Origin of the sequence: Jiangella endophytica (assembly GCF_003427025.1) — a bacterium.
GTDB lineage: Bacteria > Actinomycetota > Actinomycetes > Jiangellales > Jiangellaceae > Jiangella > Jiangella endophytica.
Genome location: NZ_QVAI01000009.1, coordinates 79,666 through 97,032, shown reverse-complemented (window position 1 = coordinate 97,032; position 17,367 = coordinate 79,666). Strand labels below are relative to the sequence as shown.

13 protein-coding genes are annotated in these 17,367 nt (G+C 72.9%); 5 read left to right on the top strand and 8 right to left on the bottom strand.

Features of this window, described 5'->3' with window-relative positions; translation table 11 throughout:
• Positions 1 to 19: 19 nt before the first annotated feature.
• Complete coding sequence (locus DZA62_RS18690) at positions 20 to 1,057, bottom strand: LacI family DNA-binding transcriptional regulator (RefSeq protein WP_116950429.1); 1,038 nt, start codon at positions 1,055 to 1,057, stop codon at positions 20 to 22.
• Positions 1,058 to 1,216: 159 nt separating this feature from the next.
• On the opposite strand from DZA62_RS18690, the gene DZA62_RS18685 reads away from it, so the two are divergent.
• Entirely contained in the window at positions 1,217 to 1,498 is a 282-nt protein-coding gene (locus tag DZA62_RS18685) for a SinR family protein (protein WP_116950428.1), read from the top strand.
• 244 nt (positions 1,499 to 1,742) lie between these two features.
• Here DZA62_RS18685 and DZA62_RS18680 read toward each other — a convergent pair whose 3' ends face one another.
• Positions 1,743 to 2,468 carry an LPXTG cell wall anchor domain-containing protein gene (locus DZA62_RS18680; protein WP_116950427.1) on the bottom strand — a complete coding sequence of 242 codons (726 nt, stop codon included), beginning with the start codon at positions 2,466 to 2,468 and terminating at the stop codon, positions 1,743 to 1,745.
• A gap of 175 nt (positions 2,469 to 2,643) precedes the next feature.
• Between DZA62_RS18680 and DZA62_RS18675 the strand changes: the two genes are divergently transcribed.
• Complete coding sequence (locus DZA62_RS18675; protein WP_198663938.1) at positions 2,644 to 3,279, top strand: class I SAM-dependent methyltransferase; 636 nt, start codon at positions 2,644 to 2,646, stop codon at positions 3,277 to 3,279.
• 339 nt (positions 3,280 to 3,618) lie between these two features.
• Here DZA62_RS18675 and DZA62_RS18670 read toward each other — a convergent pair whose 3' ends face one another.
• A complete protein-coding gene (locus DZA62_RS18670) occupies positions 3,619 to 4,671 on the bottom strand; it encodes an iron-siderophore ABC transporter substrate-binding protein (protein ID WP_116950426.1) in 1,053 nt (350 codons plus the stop codon).
• A 65-nt stretch (positions 4,672 to 4,736) separates the two neighbouring features.
• On the opposite strand from DZA62_RS18670, the gene DZA62_RS18665 reads away from it, so the two are divergent.
• Positions 4,737 to 5,591 carry an MBL fold metallo-hydrolase gene (locus DZA62_RS18665; RefSeq protein WP_157987759.1) on the top strand — a complete coding sequence of 285 codons (855 nt, stop codon included), beginning with the start codon at positions 4,737 to 4,739 and terminating at the stop codon, positions 5,589 to 5,591.
• Positions 5,592 to 5,752: 161 nt separating this feature from the next.
• Here the strand turns inward: DZA62_RS18665 and DZA62_RS18660 are convergent, their stop codons facing one another.
• From DZA62_RS18660 to DZA62_RS18650, 3 genes are all read right to left on the bottom strand, one after another.
• Positions 5,753 to 8,755 carry a glycine--tRNA ligase gene (locus tag DZA62_RS18660; protein ID WP_116950602.1) on the bottom strand — a complete coding sequence of 1,001 codons (3,003 nt, stop codon included), beginning with the start codon at positions 8,753 to 8,755 and terminating at the stop codon, positions 5,753 to 5,755.
• Between the two features lie 18 nt (positions 8,756 to 8,773).
• Positions 8,774 to 9,598, bottom strand: a complete 825-nt coding sequence (locus DZA62_RS18655; RefSeq protein ID WP_116950424.1) for a methyltransferase domain-containing protein — start codon at positions 9,596 to 9,598, stop codon at positions 8,774 to 8,776.
• A 120-nt stretch (positions 9,599 to 9,718) separates the two neighbouring features.
• Complete coding sequence (locus tag DZA62_RS18650) at positions 9,719 to 11,680, bottom strand: M64 family metallopeptidase (protein ID WP_116950423.1); 1,962 nt, start codon at positions 11,678 to 11,680, stop codon at positions 9,719 to 9,721.
• Between the two features lie 166 nt (positions 11,681 to 11,846).
• Here DZA62_RS18650 and yaaA point away from each other — a divergent pair, with 166 nt between their 5' ends.
• Positions 11,847 to 12,644 carry a peroxide stress protein YaaA gene (gene yaaA, locus DZA62_RS18645; RefSeq protein ID WP_116950422.1) on the top strand — a complete coding sequence of 266 codons (798 nt, stop codon included), beginning with the start codon at positions 11,847 to 11,849 and terminating at the stop codon, positions 12,642 to 12,644.
• Positions 12,645 to 12,647: 3 nt separating this feature from the next.
• Here yaaA and DZA62_RS18640 read toward each other — a convergent pair whose 3' ends face one another.
• Together DZA62_RS18640 and DZA62_RS18635 are read right to left on the bottom strand one after the other, a co-directional pair.
• Complete coding sequence (locus DZA62_RS18640; protein WP_116950421.1) at positions 12,648 to 14,825, bottom strand: polysaccharide deacetylase family protein; 2,178 nt, start codon at positions 14,823 to 14,825, stop codon at positions 12,648 to 12,650.
• Between the two features lie 164 nt (positions 14,826 to 14,989).
• Positions 14,990 to 16,009, bottom strand: a complete 1,020-nt coding sequence (locus tag DZA62_RS18635; protein WP_157987758.1) for an ROK family protein — start codon at positions 16,007 to 16,009, stop codon at positions 14,990 to 14,992.
• Between the two features lie 83 nt (positions 16,010 to 16,092).
• Here DZA62_RS18635 and DZA62_RS18630 point away from each other — a divergent pair, with 83 nt between their 5' ends.
• On the top strand, positions 16,093 to 17,298 hold the full coding sequence (locus tag DZA62_RS18630) for an ROK family transcriptional regulator (protein WP_116950419.1): 1,206 nt from the start codon (positions 16,093 to 16,095) through the stop codon (positions 17,296 to 17,298).
• The last annotated feature ends 69 nt before the right edge of the window (positions 17,299 to 17,367 follow it).

Sequence of the window (17,367 nt, the reverse complement as noted above, 5' to 3'; positions counted from 1 at the left end):
CGGAGTCGTGGTGATGTCGTCAACGCGGGGCCGGGGCGACCGTGGCCCCCGGCACGACCGAACACGGCACGACGGTGCTCTCGGCGACACCGTCGGGGTCTTCCAGCACGTCGACCAGCACATCGATCGCCGTGCGGCCGATCTGGACTCTGGGGATCTGCAGGGCGACCCACGGCGTCGTGACCTCCGGCGCCAGGTCCTCGAGCACGACGACGGACAGATCGCGGGGTATGCGCAGACCTCGGATCCGCAGCTCGGCGGCCAGCAGGTCGGCAAGCGGCAGGCTCTCGGCCACGACGGCGGTCTCGGGGCCGCTGATCAGCTCTTCGATCCATTCCGTGGTCAGGCCGGACTCACCGCGCGCCCCCGGCGAGCGGTCTTGGAGACCCAGCCGGGCGACCGCCTCGGCGTAACCGCGCCGGCGGTCCTCGTACGGCTCCAGGCCGAAGGTGGCGCGCAGATAGGCGAGGTGGCGGTGCCCCTGGTCAGCCAGCATGTCGACGATCTCGCCGGTGACGCCACGGTAGTCGGGCACGACGCAGGGGAACTCGGCGCCGGGAACCTCCCGGCGGCCGATGTGCACGAACGGATATCCCTCGCCCGCCAGCCGCGCGAGATCGCCCTTGTCCGTCACGGCGCCGAGCAGCACGCTGCCGTCGGCGAGGTTCAGGCGGTTGACGCCGTTGCGATACACCCGTCGCCGGCCGTCGGACGCGCCGGTCGAGGTGAACAGCACGAGGTCGTAGCCCAGCTCTTCGGCGCGCTCCTCGATGCCGAGCAGGAACTCGAAGAAGAAGCTCTCCCGCGCATGCGGGAAGACCGGCTCGAAGGTGTGGACGCCGAGGAGCATGTTGCGCTTGTTGCGCAGGCTGCGCGCCGACGGATTCGCGACGTAGCCGAGCTCCCTGACCGCCTCGAGCACCTTCCGGCGCGTGGCCTCGGGGATACGTGCCGCCTCGGCGCCGCCGGCGATGACCTTCGACACGGCCGACTGCGACACCCCGGCCAACCTGGCGACATCCGCTTGGCGTGGGGCCCGTTCGCGACGCTTGGCCATGCGCTCCCTCTTCACCCAGTGCTACTACGTATGAGCTACCGTAGGGCCGCGGCGGCGGCACTGTCAAAGGCCGCGCCCTTAGCGCACCCGTCACGTTGTGTCCGACCCCCTGGATAGCGTTCGCCGCTTCGCCGCCGATCACGTGGAGGAACGCTGGACATGGCGATGATGCTGGTCAGCTACGACGCCAACACGCCTGGACACAGCTACGACCACCTGCTCGACGCGCTCGAGGGATTCGGGGCGTACTGGCACTGTCTCGACTCGACCTGGCTGGTCGAGACGCGAATGAGCCTCACCCAGGTCCGCGACGCGCTGTGGCTGCACATGCACCCCGACGACGAGCTGCTGGTCATCGAGGTGACCGGGGCGCCAGCGTCGTGGGTCGGTTTCTCGCGCGAGTGCGGCGACTGGCTGCGCGAGAACCTCGACCGTTCCTGACGGCGGGTGGTCCGGCGCCGCTGTGGCTGCGCCGGACCACCCGTCGTGACCGTCGAGGGTGAGTTACTGCCGCCGCAGCAGTAGTCACTCACCCTTCACGCACGCCAGGAACGCGCCCGGCCCAGCCGTCGGGAGGGAGTCTGTCCCGCCAGAGCGGGCACAACCCCCTCCCGACGCGCGCAAGACGGCGAGGAACTCACCCGGTGCACCAGCTCGCCCGGCTGGCACAATCGGACTCACTCAGCTAGCGCTGGGCCGCCGTCCGGCGCATCACCAGCAACGCACCGGCCGCCAGCAGCGCGACGGCCCCGAGCCAGAGCGGTGCGAGGTCGCCTGCGCCGGTGTTCGGCAGTGCTTCGCCGTCACCGTCGGCCGTGCCGCCCGCGGCCGTGCCGCCCCCGGCGCCCGCCCCGGCACCGTCGTCGCCTGCGTCGTCGTCATCCGTGCCGCCGTCGTCGTCCTCACCGGTCTCGCACCCGACCGCGTCGGAGTCCCGGTCCAGGTGGAACGGGTCCAGCTCGGCGTCGAACAGCTCGATCGGCTTGTAGGCGTCGTCGATGTCCGGGCAGTCGTAGTCGCCGTGGGTGTCGCTGCACCACGCCGCGGAGTCGGCGTAGTGGGCGCACGGACCCGGCTCGTCCGCCGGCGGCTCCTCGGCCGGCGGCTCCTCTTCGCCACCGCCCGGCGGGTCACCGCAGGCCCACCCGTCTCCGTCGCCGTCGAGGCCATACGGGTCGTCGGACCCCGGAACGAGCTGGATCGGCCAGTACTCCTGCGGGATGTCATCGCAGTCGTAGTCCTCGACACCAGGATCGCACCACGACTCACCGTCGAACGGTTGCGCGTAGTCGTCGCAGTTGGTCGCGTCAGGTGCCTTGGCCTCGTCACGTGCTTCGGTGGACGTCGCCGGGTCGGGCACCTCTGCCCACGACGGCAATGCGCCGCCGAACAGCAGGGCCAGTCCGGCCATGATCGCTATGGTGACCTTTCGCAAGGTCGCCCCCCTTCGGAACTTCGGATACATAGGCCGTAGGTACGGCCCACACCAAAGCCCCGGACGGTAGCGCGATCTTCGTCACCTCGGAAGAACTTTCGCCCGATTTGCCGCGATTCTCATGAAGATCGACGGAGTAGCGTGACCAGCCGTGACCGATCAGCGTGACATCGACGCCAAAGAGATCGTCCGCCGCGGCTACGACGCCGTCTCGCACCACTATCGGGCCGACGACGCTGACCCGGAGAGCCACCGCCGGTGGGTCGACGAGCTCACCGGCCGGCTGCCGCGGGCCGCGAGCGTCCTGGACCTGGGCTGCGGCAACGGCGTCCCGGTGGCCCGCGACCTCGCCGCCGCCGGGTTCGCCGTCACCGGCGTGGATCTCAGCGAGGTGCAGATCGCTCGCGCCCGCGCGCTGGTGCCCGGCGCGACGTTCCTCGCCGCCGACGCGACGACGGTCGAGCTCCCGGCCGGCGCGTTCGACGCCGTCGTGTGCCTGTACGCGCTGATCCACATCCCGCTGGCCGAACAGCCGCCGCTGCTGGAGCGGATCGCCGGCTGGCTGCGGCCGGGCGGGCTGTTCGTGGCCACCACCGGTCACGACGCCTGGACCGGCAGCGAGGACGACTGGCTCGGCGGCGGCGCGACCATGTGGTGGAGTCACGCCGACGCCGCGACGTACCGGGAGTGGCTCGAGGCCGCCGGCCTCACCGTCGAGCGGCAGGAGTTCGTCCCGGAGGGCGGGAGCGGGCACGAACTGTTCTGGGCCCGCTCCCCCGCGTCCTAGATGAGTGAGTCCGATTGATCGTTGGAGGTCGTGAGCGGGGTCGTCGTGCGGTGATGCCGGGTGTGGGCGGCTGGGCTGAAGCGTGTTGGGAGCGTTCCTCGGTCGGTGCGGATGCACCTCACCCGCCGCGGGCCACTTTCAGTGCGTTGTTCGGGACTCGGTCCGGTCCTGACGCGGGTGAGGTGTCTCGCGCCCGGGTGTGGAACGGGTAGCACGATGGTGGTGGCCCTGTTGTTGCTGTTCCGGCGACACAACGAGCGCCATCGCCTGCCCACATCGGCCATGCCGCCCGGCGCCACAGCCACACACTGCCCGACGAGCCCATACGGACTCACTCATCTAGGCGCCGCCGACGACGGTGGCGAGCTGCGGCACCAGCTGCTCCAGCGCGTACGGGAGGCTGAGCACCGACGACCACGTCAGAGCGCCGGACACCAGCGGGTCCTCGATGAACAACACCCGCCCGTCCTGAACGACCTGGAGCTGGTCGTAGAGCGGCTTGGCCTCGATCTGCTCGCGCAGGGTGGCCTCGTGCCCGACGTTCCAGATGAGGAGGTCGCGGTCGAGCTGGGTCATCAGCTCGTCGCTGATCGGCGCGCCGTCGAGGTCGCCGGCCAGTTCGGCGATGTCGGCTGGCAGCACGAAGCCGAGCTGGGTCATGAAGACGGTGCGCGGGTCGGTGGCGCTGCGGGCGAACGACGACCCGGGCTCGAACTGCTCGGCGACGACCATCTCGACGCCGGCGAACTCCGGGTGGGCCGCCGCGGCGTCGGCGAACTGCTGGTCGACGGCGGCGACGAGCTCGTCGGCCCGCTCGGCCTGGCCGAGGATCTGCCCGACCATGCGGGTGGTCTCCTGCCACGGCATGCCGTACTCGGGGTAGTCCGGCGACGACGCGACGGTCGGCGCGATGACCGAGAGCGTGTCGTACTCCTCCTGCGTCATGCCGGTGTAGAGCCCGATGATGAGGTCGGGCTCCAGCTCGGCGATGGTCTCGTAGTCGAAGTCCTGCATGCCGGTGAACGCGCCCTCGTTGAGCACGACCGGCTCGGCGTCGCCCAGCTCGTCCTGCGCCCACGGCCAGATCGCGTGCGGCTGCTCGCCGTACCAGTCGGTGACGGCGATCGGCGCGACGCCGAAGGCCAGCACGGCGTCCTGGTCGCTGAAGCCGAGCGTGATCACGCGCTGCGGCGCCTCCGTCAGCTCGGTGGTGCCGTAGCGGTGCTCGACGGAGGCGGGGAACTCTCCGCTCGCCGCGTCGGACGAGGACGGGTCCGGCTCGCTCGTGGCGGCGGCGCCGTCGTCACCGTCGTCACCCCCGCAGGCGGCGAGGAGCAGGAGCGGGACGGTCAGGACGAGGGCGAGCCGGCGGCCCGCGACACGAAGCGACATGGGAGCAAGGATAGGCTGGCCTTAGCGGGACATCGCGGGCGGCCCCCGGCCGGTACCGTCGGCCTATGGCCGGCCTTGCCGAAGTGACCCGCAACGTCCTGGTCGCCACTCACGCGTTCTGCACCAGCACCACGACCGTGGTGACCGGCAACGCCGGGAGGGCGGCGCAGCCGGCCGCGAGACCTGGCGACGGTCCCTGGCGAAGCTGCCTGGTCGTCGACCCGGGCATCACGCCGGCCGAGCTGGACGAGCTCGCCGCCGACCTGTCCGGGCGGAGACTGCGCGTCGCCGCCGGCTTCGCCACCCACCCGCACTGGGACCACGTGCTGTGGAGCCGGGCGCTCGGCGGCGATGTGCCCCGGTTCGCGACGGCAGCCTCCGCGGCCGCCGCTGCCGCCGGGCGCGACGACGGCCTGGCCGAGGCACGCACCGACGCGCCCGGAACGGACGGCCAGCTGTTCGCCCGGCTCACCCCGGTCCCCGGCGGCGGCACCGGCCTCCCGTGGCGCGGCCGCCGCGTCGAGGTCGTCGAGCACCGGGCGCACGCACCCGGCCACGCCGCGCTCCTGGCCGACGGGGTGCTGATCGCCGGCGACATGTGCTCGGACGTGGAGGTGCCGCTGCTGGACCTCGACGCGGCCGATCCGCTCGGCGACTACCATCACGCGCTGGACCTGTTCGAGTCGCTGGCGCACGACGTGCGTCACGTCGTGCCCGGTCACGGCCATGTTGGCGACCACGCGGAGCTGCGCCGCCGGCTCGACGCCGACCGCCGCTACCTCGACGAGCTGGCCGCCGGCCGCGGTGACGACGATCCGCGGCTGACGACGGGCTGGTTGGTCCGCGACCATCACGCGCAGCGGACCGCCGTGATGCCCCGCCCCGATAGGGAGGGTGCCCACCCTACGGGCGGGCACTGACAGACGACGACGAACAGACCGCTGCCGACCGACCGGCGACCGACCGCCAACGACGGGCCGGAGCCGACAGACCGCGACCCACAGGCCCGATCACACGAGCCGCAGCCCCAAAGGCCACGACCCACAGGCCACGACCGCAGGCCCGCCCGAGAGACGCAACGTCAGCCGAGAGCGGTGTCGAGCGCGGCCCAGTCGACGGTGCGCGGGCTGTGCGCGCCGATGGTCGCCAGCAGGCCGAGCCGCGATGAGCGCACCGCGGGGTCCTCGGCCATGACCAGGATGTCGTCGAAGAAGGCGTTCACCGGGTCGGCCAGCGCGCCGGCGGCGTCGGCGAACTCGGCGAGCGGGCGGCCGGAGTGGTCGCCCAGCGCCGACACGGCCTCGACCAGTCGCTGCTCGGCCGGCTCGGTCAGCACGGCCGGGTCGTAGGACGCGGCGGTGCCGGCCGGGACGATGCGGTTGATCCGCTGCAGCGCCGCCACCAGCGCCCGGAACGACTCGTCGCCGGCCCGCTCGCGCACCGCGGCCAGCGTCGCGACGGCCTGGCCGGGCGCGTCGGCGCCGGGCAGGACCGCGGAGACGAAGTCGGCCGGGACGTCCTCGTCGCGCAGCTGCTGGGCGAACCGGGCCACGACGAACTCGCGGGCGGCCGCGACGGCGTCGTCGGAGACCTCGATGCCCTGGGCACGCAGCCGGTCAGCCGCGACCGCCAGGCCGCCGTCGACCGTGACGGCGGACAGCGCCGGCGTCTCGCGCAGGATCCGCACGACGCCGAGGGCGGCACGCCGCAGCCCGAACGGGTCGGAGCTGCCGGTGGGCTTGGCGCCGAGCGCGAACATGGCCATGAGCAGGTCGAACCGGTCGGCCAGCGCCAGGATGGCGCCCGGCGTGGTCGACGGCAGCGCGTCGGCCGTCGACCGCGGCAGCTCCATCTCGAACAGCGCCTGCCCGACGGCGGGCGTCTCGCCGGCGCGCACGGCGTACTCGCGAGCCATGACGCCGGCCAGGCTGGACAGCTCGACCACCATCTGCGACGACAGGTCGAACTTGGCCAGCGCGGCGGCCCGCAGCAGCGCCTCGGCGTCGCCGGAGGACAGCTCGACACCCTTGGCGAGGTCGGCGGCGATTGTCTCGATGCGAGCGGCCCGCTCGGCCACCGAGCCCAGCTTCTCCTCGAAGGTCAGCTTGCTGAGGCCGGCCTTGAACTGGTCGAGCGGCACCTCGAGATCGGCCCGCCAGAAGAACGCGGCGTCCTCGTACCGGGCCCGCAGCACCGCCTCGTTGCCGGCGCGGACGACGTCGGCCTCGACCGTGCCGTTGGCGACCGCGACGAAGTGCGGCAGCAGCGTGCCGTCGGCGGAGCGGACCGGCAGGTAGCGCTGATGCTTGCGCATGACGGTGGTGAGGATCTGCTCGGGCAGCTCGAGGTAGCGGGTGTCGAACCCGCCGAGCAGCGCGTTGGGCTCCTCGACCAGGTTGGTGATCTCGTCGATCAGCCCGGCCTCGGCCTCGGTGTCGACGACGCCGCCGACGGTCGCGGCCAGCGAAGACGCGGCCTCGACGACGGCGGCCCGGCGGACCGCGGGGTCGGCGACGATGTCGTGCCCGGCCAGGAACTCGAGGTACCCGGCGGCGGACGGCACGGTGACGATGGGCTCCGGCGCGGTGCGGTGCACGCGGGTCGTGCGGCCGCTGACCAGCGCGGACACCCGCACCGGCACGACGGTGTCGCCGAGCAGCGCGGTGAGCCAGCGGATGGGCCGGGTGAAGGACAGCGCGGGGTCGCTCCACCGCATGTTCTTCTCCGACCGCAGCTCCGACACGACCTCGGAGAGCAGCGACGACAGCACCTCGACCGCGCCACGGCCGGCGTCGACCACGCGGACGACGACGTGCTGGTTGCCGCCGAAGTCGGCGGTCGAGAGGTCGTCGACGTCGACGCCCTGGCCGCGGGCGAACCCGAGCAGCGCCTTCGTCGGGTTGCCGTCGGCGTCGTAGGCGGCCTCGACCCGCGGGCCACGGACGGTGCGGTCGGCGTCGGGCTCGCGCGGCTCGACGGCGTCGACCTGGACGACGACGCGCCGCGGCGTGCCCACGACGTCGATCGACCCGTGACCGAGTCGGGTGGCGCCCAGCTTCGTGGCGACCGCCTCGCGCACCGCGGCCACCGTGTTGGTGACCTCGTGCGGGGGCATCTCCTCGGTGCCGATCTCGAACAGCAGCGGCGCCGGGCCGGGCAGGTCGGCGTGCGGGACGCCGGGCAGCAGCGGCTCGGCGTCGTCGTCGTCGCGACCCGGGCGGGACACGAGGCCCAGCGGGTGGCCGAGCTCCTCGCGCCGCGCCGTCCACAGCGACGACACCTCGCGGGCCAGGCCGCGCATGCGGGCGAACGCCTTGGCCCGTTCGGTGGTGCTGATGGCGCCGCGGGAGTCGAGGACGTTGAACGTATGCGAGCACTTCAGCACGTAGACGTGCGCCGGAACGGGCAGCCGCTCGGCGATCATGCGCTCGGCCTCGGCCGCGTAGGTGTCGAACAGCCGGCGGTTGGCCTCGATGTCGGCGTCGTCGAGGTAGTAGCGCGACATCTCGTACTCGGCCTGGCCGAACGCCTCGCCGTAGGAGATGCCGGGCGCGTACTCGATGTCCTTGAAGTGGCTGACGCCCTGCAGCGCCATGATGATGCGCTCGATGCCGTAGGTGATCTCGACCGAGACGGGGTCGAGGGTCTGCCCGCCGGCCTGCTGGAAGTAGGTGAACTGGGTGATCTCGAGGCCGTCGAGCCAGACCTCCCAGCCCAGCCCCCATGCGCCGAGGGCGGGCGAGGCCCAGTTGTCCTCGACGAAGCGGATGTCGTGGGCGTGGATGTCGATGCCCAGCGCCTCGAGACTGGCGAGGTAGATCTCCTGCGGGTCGCCCGGGTCGGGCTTGAGGATGACCTGGAACTGGGTGTGCGTCTGCAGCCGGTTCGGGTTCTCGCCGTACCGGGCGTCGTCGGGCCGGACGCTGGGCTCGACGTAGGCGACGTGCCAGGGCTCCGGACCCAGCACCCGGAGGATGGTGGCCGGGTTCATGGTTCCGGCGCCGACCTCGGTGTTGAACGGCTGCACCATGAGGCAGCCCCGGTCGGTCCAGTACTTCGTCAGCGCCAGCAGCGCGTCCTGCATCGTGAGCACGGGGAAACCCTAGTGGTGTGAGGCCGATGGCACGAACTCGAACCCGGTGACCCGGGCGATGATTTCACCGTGCGGAACGACGAACCAGCCGTCGGCGTGACCGGCCCACTCGCGCCACGCGGTGGCCAGGCGGTCGAGGTCCGATGTGGTCGCGAGGCCACGGCCGACCGCCTGGTCAGCGAACGCCGACGACGTGACGCGGTCGGCCCACAGGCCGCCCCACCACGCGCGGTCCTCCGGCGTGCTGAAGCACCAGACGCTCGCGGTGGCGGTGACGTCGGGCAGCCCGGCCTCGTGCGCCCACGAGAGCAGCCGCCGACCGGCGTCCGGTTCGCCGCCGTTGCCCAGCGCCAGCGTCCGGTACAGCTCCAGCCACTCGGACAGGCCGGGCAGCCGCGGGTACCAGAACATGCCGGCGTAGTCGGAGTCGCGCGCCGCCACGACGCCGCCGGGCCGGGCGACCCGGGCCAGCTCGCGCAGCACGGCGACCGGGTCGGCGACGTGCTGCAGCAGCTGGTGGGCGTGGACGACGTCGAAGCTCGCGGCGTCGAACGGCAGCGCGGCGGCGTCGCCGGTGCGGAACTCGACGGCGTCGGCGCCGTTCTGCGCCGCGGCCTGGGCGATGACCTCGTCCGACGCGTCGAGCCCGACCACCCGGCCGGGCGCCACCAGCGACGCGAACTCCGTCGTGATGGTGCCCGGCCCGCAGCCCACGTCGAGCACGTCCGCCCCCGGCCGCAGGCGGTCGCGCAGGTACGCCGCCGAGTTCGCGACCGTGCGCCAGGTGTGCGAGCGCAGGACGCTCTCGTGGTGGCCGTGCGTGTACGTCGCCATGCCGCCACCGTAAGAACCCCGGGGGCCTGCTGTCAGCCGTGTTCGCACGTTGGACGCGGTTGTGACGGGCGGGCGCCCCGCACGTCAGGGGCGCCCGCCCGGGTCTCTCGGCCCCGGCGCTCAGTCCGGCACGATCGCTCCCGGAGGCAGCGCCACCGCGCCGTTGGTGTCGGTGACGGTGACCGTGAAGGTCTTCGGCTCGCTGATGTTCCCGGCCGAGTCGATGGCCCGGTACTGCAGCTCGTGCCGGCCGTACCCGGGCTCGAAGTCCGGGTAGGACTGCTCGAACGGCGCCTTGGTGACCCCGCCGCTGCCGAGGTTGCCGTACGCGATCTCCTTGATGACGGTCCCGGCCGGGGTGAACCGGTACGGCGTCCCCTCGGGCGCGTCCGGCCAGCCGTGGTAGTTGAACCAGCCGTCGCCGTCGAGCTGGAACTCGATGACGACGTAGCCGTCCTGGTCGTCGGTGGCCGCCAGACCCATCTCGAACCACTCGCGGAACACGTAGTGCGGCGGGCGCACCCGGGTGCCGGGCACGACGGAGACCGGGTCGGACAGCTCGACGCTCACCTCGGGCGCGACGTTGTCGACGGTCCAGGTGAGCGTGTCGGTGGGCGCTCCCGCGACCTCCGGGTCGGACACCGTCGCCGTGAGCTGGTAGGTGCCGGCCCGCAGGTTCAGCGCGCCGAGGTCCAGGTTGCGCGAGTTGTCCGGGTTCGCCAGCACGCTGCCGTTCAGGCGCCATGTGACGTCGAGGATCCGGTCGCGCGGGTGGGTGGTCTCGACATAGACGACGTCCCGGCCGCCGACCGGGTGCGTGGTGGAGGTCGACGAGGTGAACTCGACGTCGGCCGGCGCGGGCGGCTCCTCGACGATGGTCCACTCGCGCGTCTGGGTGAGGGCGCCACCGTCGGCGACGGCAGGGTCACGGACGTCCGTGGTGTCGTCGGAGACGGTGACCGTCACGGTGTCGCCGATCTGGACGCCGTGCGCGTCGAGGTCGAAGTTGCGGCTGTTGTTCGTCCCTGCGACGACCTGGCCGTTGACCGCCCAAGTGACGGTGAGCTCGTGGTACAGCGGGTGCATCGTCTCGACCCAGAGCACGTCGCCCGGCGACACCGGCTGGTCCGTCGGGGTCGACTGCACCGTCATCTCGACGTCGTCGCGGCGGCCGGAGATCTTCTCGATCATCCGCTCGCGGCCGATCTGGTCGAAGTGGTAACCGATCCAGCGCATGATCGAGTGCTCGCTCGGCCGCCAGATGCCCGAGGCACGCGTCTGACCGCTCTCGTACCGGCCGATGACGCCGCCGGACAGGCTCTCCTCGCCCAGCCAGCGGTACCACTTGACCTGCTGGTCGCGCATCTGCTGCTCGGTGAGGATCGTGTGGTGGATCGACGACGGCTCGCCACCGGTGTACGGCGCGCCGGGCACGTTGCGGGTGCTGTACGGGTACTCGTCCTGCAGGTTCCCCAGCGAGTGGCCCAGCTCGTGCGGACTGACCAGCGGGCCCTGCGGCGCCTGCCCGGTCGTCGTGGCGTTGCGGCCGCCGATGCCACCGTACGTGCTGGTGTTGGCGATCGTCAGGGTCTGCCGGTTCTGCGCCGTGACACCCGGGATCATCGACGCGTACCGCTCCAGCGCGTCCTGGCCGCCGGCGCCGAACGTGACGCCGCGGGCGTTCGCGCCGGCCGGGCAGGTGCCGGCGTACTGCAGCTTCAGCGGCGTGTCGCGGCGGACGTTGCCGTCGTCGGGGTCGCAGCTGATGCCGGACTCCCCCGACACGATCTCGATCATGTACACGTTGAAGTAGTCGCGGTAGCTGCGGAACGGCTCGATGCTCCACTGCACGTTCAGATGCTTGTCGACGTCGTCGCGGAACTGCTGCATCTCCTCGGCGGTGTACCCGTCGCCCAGGACGATGAGGTTCAGCCGGTCCTCCGGGTCACCCGTCACCTGCAGCGGCACCACCGTCGCCGACCCGACCTCCTCCGGCGCCGCCGCCGACGGGACCGCGCCCGTCAGCACCGCACCCAACAGCCCGGCCGCCCCCACCGCGGCCGCGATCTTCCGCCTCACCATCGTCGCTCCCACCCCTCGTCCGTGGAGGGCTGCCCGCGCTGCGGATTGCGGCATCGGCCCCCCGCAGGGACGCTAGCCAGGTTGGATCCAAACCTCACCGGGCAGATGACGGACGTTGTGCGCCGGCCGTCCGTCGTCTGACGGAACCGGCGGTTACCCTGCCGGAGTGCTGATCCTGCTGCCGCCGTCCGAGGGCAAGACCGCGCCGGACGACGGCGCGGCCGCCGTCGATCTCGACGCGTTGTCGTTCCCGGAGCTGACCGGCGACCGCGTCGACCTACTGGCCGCGCTGGTCCGGCTGTGCCGCACGTCGCCGGAGGCCGCGGCGGCGGCGCTGGGGCTCGGCCCGACGCAGGCCGCCGACGTCGAGCGCAACGCCGTCCTCCCGCACGCGCCGGCCGCGCCGGCCCGCGACGTGTACTCCGGCGTGCTGTACGACGCGCTCGGCCTGCGGTCGCTGCGCGGCGGCACGGCCCGGCGGGCCGACGCGTCGGTCCTGATCACCAGCGGGCTGTGGGGCATGCTGCGGCCGTCGGACGTCATCCCGGCCTACCGCCTGGGCGGCGGCGTGAGCCTGCCCGGCGTCGGGCCGCTGGCCGCGTTCTGGCGCCGCCCGCTGGGCAAGAGCCTGCCCGCCGCGGCCGGCGACGAGCTGATCGTCGACCTGCGCTCCAGCACGTACGCGGCATTCTGGCGGCCGCCGGCCGACCTCGCCGCCCGCACTGTCGTCGTGCGCGTCCTGCACGAGCACGACGGCAGGCGGAGCGTCGTCAGCCACCACAACAAGGCGACGAAGGGCCGCATCGTGCGGCGGCTGCTGCAGGACGGCGCGAACGTCGCCACCCCGAAACGTCTGGTCACGGTGCTGACCCGGCTGGGCTGGACGGCGGAGCTGACCCCGCCGTCCGCGCCCGGCCGCCCGGCCACCGTCGACGTCGTGGTCACCGAGGTGCCGACGGCGTGAAACTCAGCCGAGGATGACGTACGGCTCCGGTGGCTCGCCGGGGAAGACCAGCGGCGCGTACGGCACCGGGTTCTCCACCACCGGGATCGGGTCGCCGGTCGGGATCAGCCGGTCCGCCACGACCTCACCGCTCGCGTCGACCGTGCCGAAGCAGTAGCCCAGCTCGCGGGCGGCGTCGATCAGCAGCGCCAGTCCGCCGTTCGTGCCGGGCCCGGCGGGCGTGTCGTACGGCCCGTCGTGCAGCGAGATGATCGCGCCGGGGTGCAGTTGCTCGACGATCGCGCCGCTGATCTGCTGCGGCGTGCGCTCCGGCACCCAGTCGTCGGTGCCGATGCGGGTCATGTAGTCGGTGTAGCCGAGATCGGCGATGATCTGCCTGACCTGCGCGTTCGCCGCCCCGAACGGCGGCCGGACGCCCTTGAACGAGATCGGCGCGCCGGCCGCGGCGAACGCGGCCTCGGCATCCAGGAGTTCCTGCCTGACGGCCTCCGGCCCACCGGCCGCGAGCACCTGGTTGAGGTTGGCGTGGCTGTACGTGTGATTGAGCAGCTCGTGTCCCTCGGCCAGCTGGAACCGCGCGAACTGCGGGTTCGCCGCGACCCGGGTTCCGGTGTCCATGAACACCCCGGTCACCTGCTTCTCGCGCAGGATCCGCAGCGTCTCCGTCCGGTAGTGCGACGGGCCGTCGTCGAACTGGATGGCCAGCCGGTCGTCGCACGTGTTCGGGACGGACGTGTCGCGCGGGCCGCCGACCTGGGTCCGGCCGGCCGCCGAGACGACCCGGGCGCGGTCGGCGCGCGACAGCTGACCGGACGCGACGAAGGCGTCGGCGGCCGCGCGGGCGGCGGCGACGAACTCGCCGTGCGTGCCGAACGGCTCGCCCGCCCAGACGCGGTCCAGCAGCGTGCAGCCGTCCGCGCCCTCGGGGTTCGCGACGCCGGTCTCGACCCGGGGCGGGCCGAACCACACCGTCTCCTCCGGCGACCAGCCGTTCGGGCACTCGTCGGCGTCGGCCGTCTGGGCGGCAGCCGGCGTCGCGGCGGTGACCGGCGTCGGCGTGATGATCTCGTACGGCTCCGGCGGCAACCCGCCGCCGAACAGCAGCGGCAGGTACGGGACCGCGTTCTCGACCGACGGGATCGGCTCGCCGCTGGACACGTACCGGTCGGCGACGATCGCGCCGGTGCTGTCGAACGTGCCGAAGCACAGCCCGGCCGCCCGGACGTCGTCGATGATCAGCGGCAGCGCCTCCATCAGCTCCCGGCCGGCGACAGTGTCGATCGGGCCGTCGTGCAGGAAGATGTTGCGCCGCCCGTCGGCGATGCCCGCGGCGATGTCGGCCCGCAGCTGGGCGGCCGGGCGGTCCGGCTCCCAGTCCGCCGCGTCGATGTCGCCGCTGATGACGGTGGAGCCCAGTCGCGCCAGCTCCGCCCGGACCTGCGCGTTCGCCGCGAGGAACGGCGGGCGCATGCCGACGAACGGGCGCTCGACGCCGGCCCGGTCCAGCGCCGCCTCGGCGTCGCGCAGCTCCTGCCGCAGGCGCGGCATCGTGACCTGGTTGAGGTTCGGGTGCTCGTAGGTGTGGTTGAGCACCAGGTGGCCTTCCGCCCGCTCGAACGCCGGCAGCTGCGGGTTCGCGTCGATGCGCATGCCGGCGTCGAAGAAGGTCGCCGTGACCTGCTTCTCGCGCAGGATCGCCAGCGTCTGGTCGCGATAGAAGGACGGGCCGTCGTCGAAGGTCAGTGCGACGCGGTCGGTGCAGGTGTTCGGGATCGACTCGTCGTGCGGGCCGCCGACGGCACTGCGTGCGGCCGCCGACCGGATCGCCGCGGACTCCCGCTGGTCGAGCAGGCCGAGGTCGCGGAACTCGCGGGTCGCCCGCACGACGGTGCCGACGAACTCGCCGTGCGTGCCGAACGGCTCCTCCGCCCAGACGACGTCGAGCAGCGTGCAGCCGTCGTCGCGGCCGGGGTTCGCGATGCCGGTGTCGATGCGCGGCGGGCCGAACCACACGGTGGTCTCGGTGGACCAGCCGCCCGGACACGCGTCGTCGGCCGCCGCGACCGGGTCCCGTTCCGGCGCCGGCGCGGGATCGGCGGCGGAGGGCCCGGTCAGCAGCCCGGCGGCCACCGCCGCCAGCACTCCCGCCGTTGCCCATCGTCGTGTCGCGGTCCTGGTCATGGCCACTCCTTCGGGGGTCGGGGGCACGACGGAGGAACGGATCCGCTCAGGCAGAGAAGAACGGTGAGCAGACCGCTGATCTCTGTGAAGCTACCCGTGACAGATCGTCACGGGAACCCCGAATCGGAGATTTGCGGCAACTTTCTCATCTAGGTGATGTAAAACTAGGCCGCGACGGCCGCGGCCAGGGCACCGGCGACGGCGGCGCGCTCGCCGAACGCGCTAGCTCTGACCTGCAACGACTCGCCCTCGGTGCGGGCGAGCCAGCGTCGGGTGGCGGCCAGCGTCTCGGGCCTGGAGCCGACGCCGCCGCCGAGCACGAACGTCGCCGGATCGACGATGGCCCGGACGGCCCGCAGCGCCAGCGCGAGCAGCCGTCCGAGCTCGTCCAGCACCTGTGCGGCCGCCCCGTCGCCGTCCGCCGCGGCCGCGAAGACCTCCGGCGCGGGCCGCCGCCGGCCGGCCAGCTCCAGGTATCGCCGTTCGACTCCACCGCCGCTGACCTGCTGTTCCAGCGGGCCGTGCACGAGGTTGGCGGGATCGAACGGATCCGAGCCGAACGGAAGGTCGGCCACCTCGCCGGCCAGGCCGCGACTGCCGGCGTAGATGCGCCCGCCCAGGACCAGGCCGAGCCCGACCCCCGTCCCGACCGCGACGAACGCGAGGTCGCCGCCACGGCCGGGCAGCCAGGCGTGCTCGCCCCACGCGGCCAGGTTCGCGTCGTTGTGCACCAGCGGCCGGGCGCCCAGACGGGCCTCGAGGTCGGCCGGCACGTCCATGCGGTCCCAGCCGGGGATGTTCGGCGCGTGGCCGACCGCGCCGGTCGCCGGGTCCGGCGCACCCGGACAGCCGACCGCCACCCGCGGCGGCCGGCCGGTGAGCCCCGCGGCCGCGGTCAACGACTCCACGAGCCTGGCGATCTGGCTGGTCACCGCCGTGCCACCACGCGGATCGGTGCGCTCGACCCGGTCCAGCAGCCGGTGCCGGTCCGGGTCGTAGAGCACCGCGTGCAGCTTCGTGCCGCCGAGATCGACGCCCACGACCGGCACTGCTCCCCCGTCGCCGGCGCCCGGATCGCCCCTGCCGGACGGGGCCATAGCGGCGCTCCCGGACGGCAGCCAGCCGGCGTCGGCGAGGGCACGGCGCAGCGGGACGGCCAGGCCGGTACGGTCGGTTCCGGGCATCACCACGGGCGACGTCTCCAGTCTCGAGCGGGCTGGGGATGGGTACAGTATCAGCCTGATAGAAAACTCCAGGGGGAGCAGCCATGTCCGGTCGGACCTCCTCGACGGCCAACGCCGAGACCGTCTCGCGGGTGAACCAGACCGCGATCCTCGACGCGCTCCGTCAGCACGGGCCGCTGTCGCGGCAGGAGATCGGCGCGCGCACCGGTCTCAGCGCGGCGACGGTGAACCGGCTGGCCGGGCACCTGCTGCGCAAGGGCCTGATCGTCACCGACGGCCACCAGCCGTCGACCGGCGGGCGGCCGTCGATCCTGCTGCGCTACAGCGGCCGCGCACACCTGGTGTCGGTGCTGCACGTGGGTGCCACGCGCACCGAGGGCGCCCTGGTCGACTTCGACGGCAGCATCGTCCATCGCGTCCAGCGCCCCGTCGTCCCCGACGTGCTGCATGCCGCCGACCGCGCCACCATCCGGCTCGAGGAGGCGTTGTCGGTGGTCACCGAGCTGGGCGCCGCCGCCGGCGGACGGGGCCAGCCCAGCCAGGCCATCGGGGTCGCCGTCCCGGGCGTCGCCGGCGCCGACGGACGAGTGACCTGGGCGCCCGCGCTCGACTGGCGCGAGGTGCCGGTCGGCTCGCTGCTGAGCGAGCGCACCGGTCTGCCGGTCGTCGTCGAGAACGATGCGAACGTCCTGGCCGTCGGCGAGCACCACCGCGGCGCCGGCCGCGGCGTGCAGGACCTCGTCGCCGTCGTGCTCGGGACCGGCATCGGCACCGGTATCGTCACCGGCGGCCGGCTGCACCGCGGCTCGCGAGCGGCGGCCGGCGAGATCGGCTACATGCTGCTGGACCGCTCATCGCTGGCCCGACTGTTCCCGGGCTTCGGCGACCTGGAGAGCCGGGTCGGCTCGGCCGGGCTGACCCGGCAGGCCCGCGAACGCGGCATCGCGGCGCCCGACGGTCGGCCGCTGACCGCCGCCGACGTGTTCGACCTGGTCAGGAGTGGCAGCGTCGAGGCGCGGGCACTGCTGGAGGAGACCCTCGACTACGTCGCCCTGGCGGTCGCCAACCTGTGCACCGTCCTCGACCCGGAGCTGGTGATCGTCGGCGGCGAGATGGGCGGCGCGGCCGACCTCATCACGCCCGGCCTGCGCGACCGCCTCGTCGGCCGCGTCCCCCACGTCCCCCGCCTGGCCGCGTCCGAACTGGGCGACGACGCTGTCATCATTGGCGCCGCCGAGCTGGCGGCGCGCCTGGTCAGCGACTCCGCCTACGTCGCCGCCACCCGCTGACCCCCGACCCCGAGTTGATCTTGGAGTTCTTCGGCCATCGCGCCCGGAATGTCCGGTAGATGGACGAAC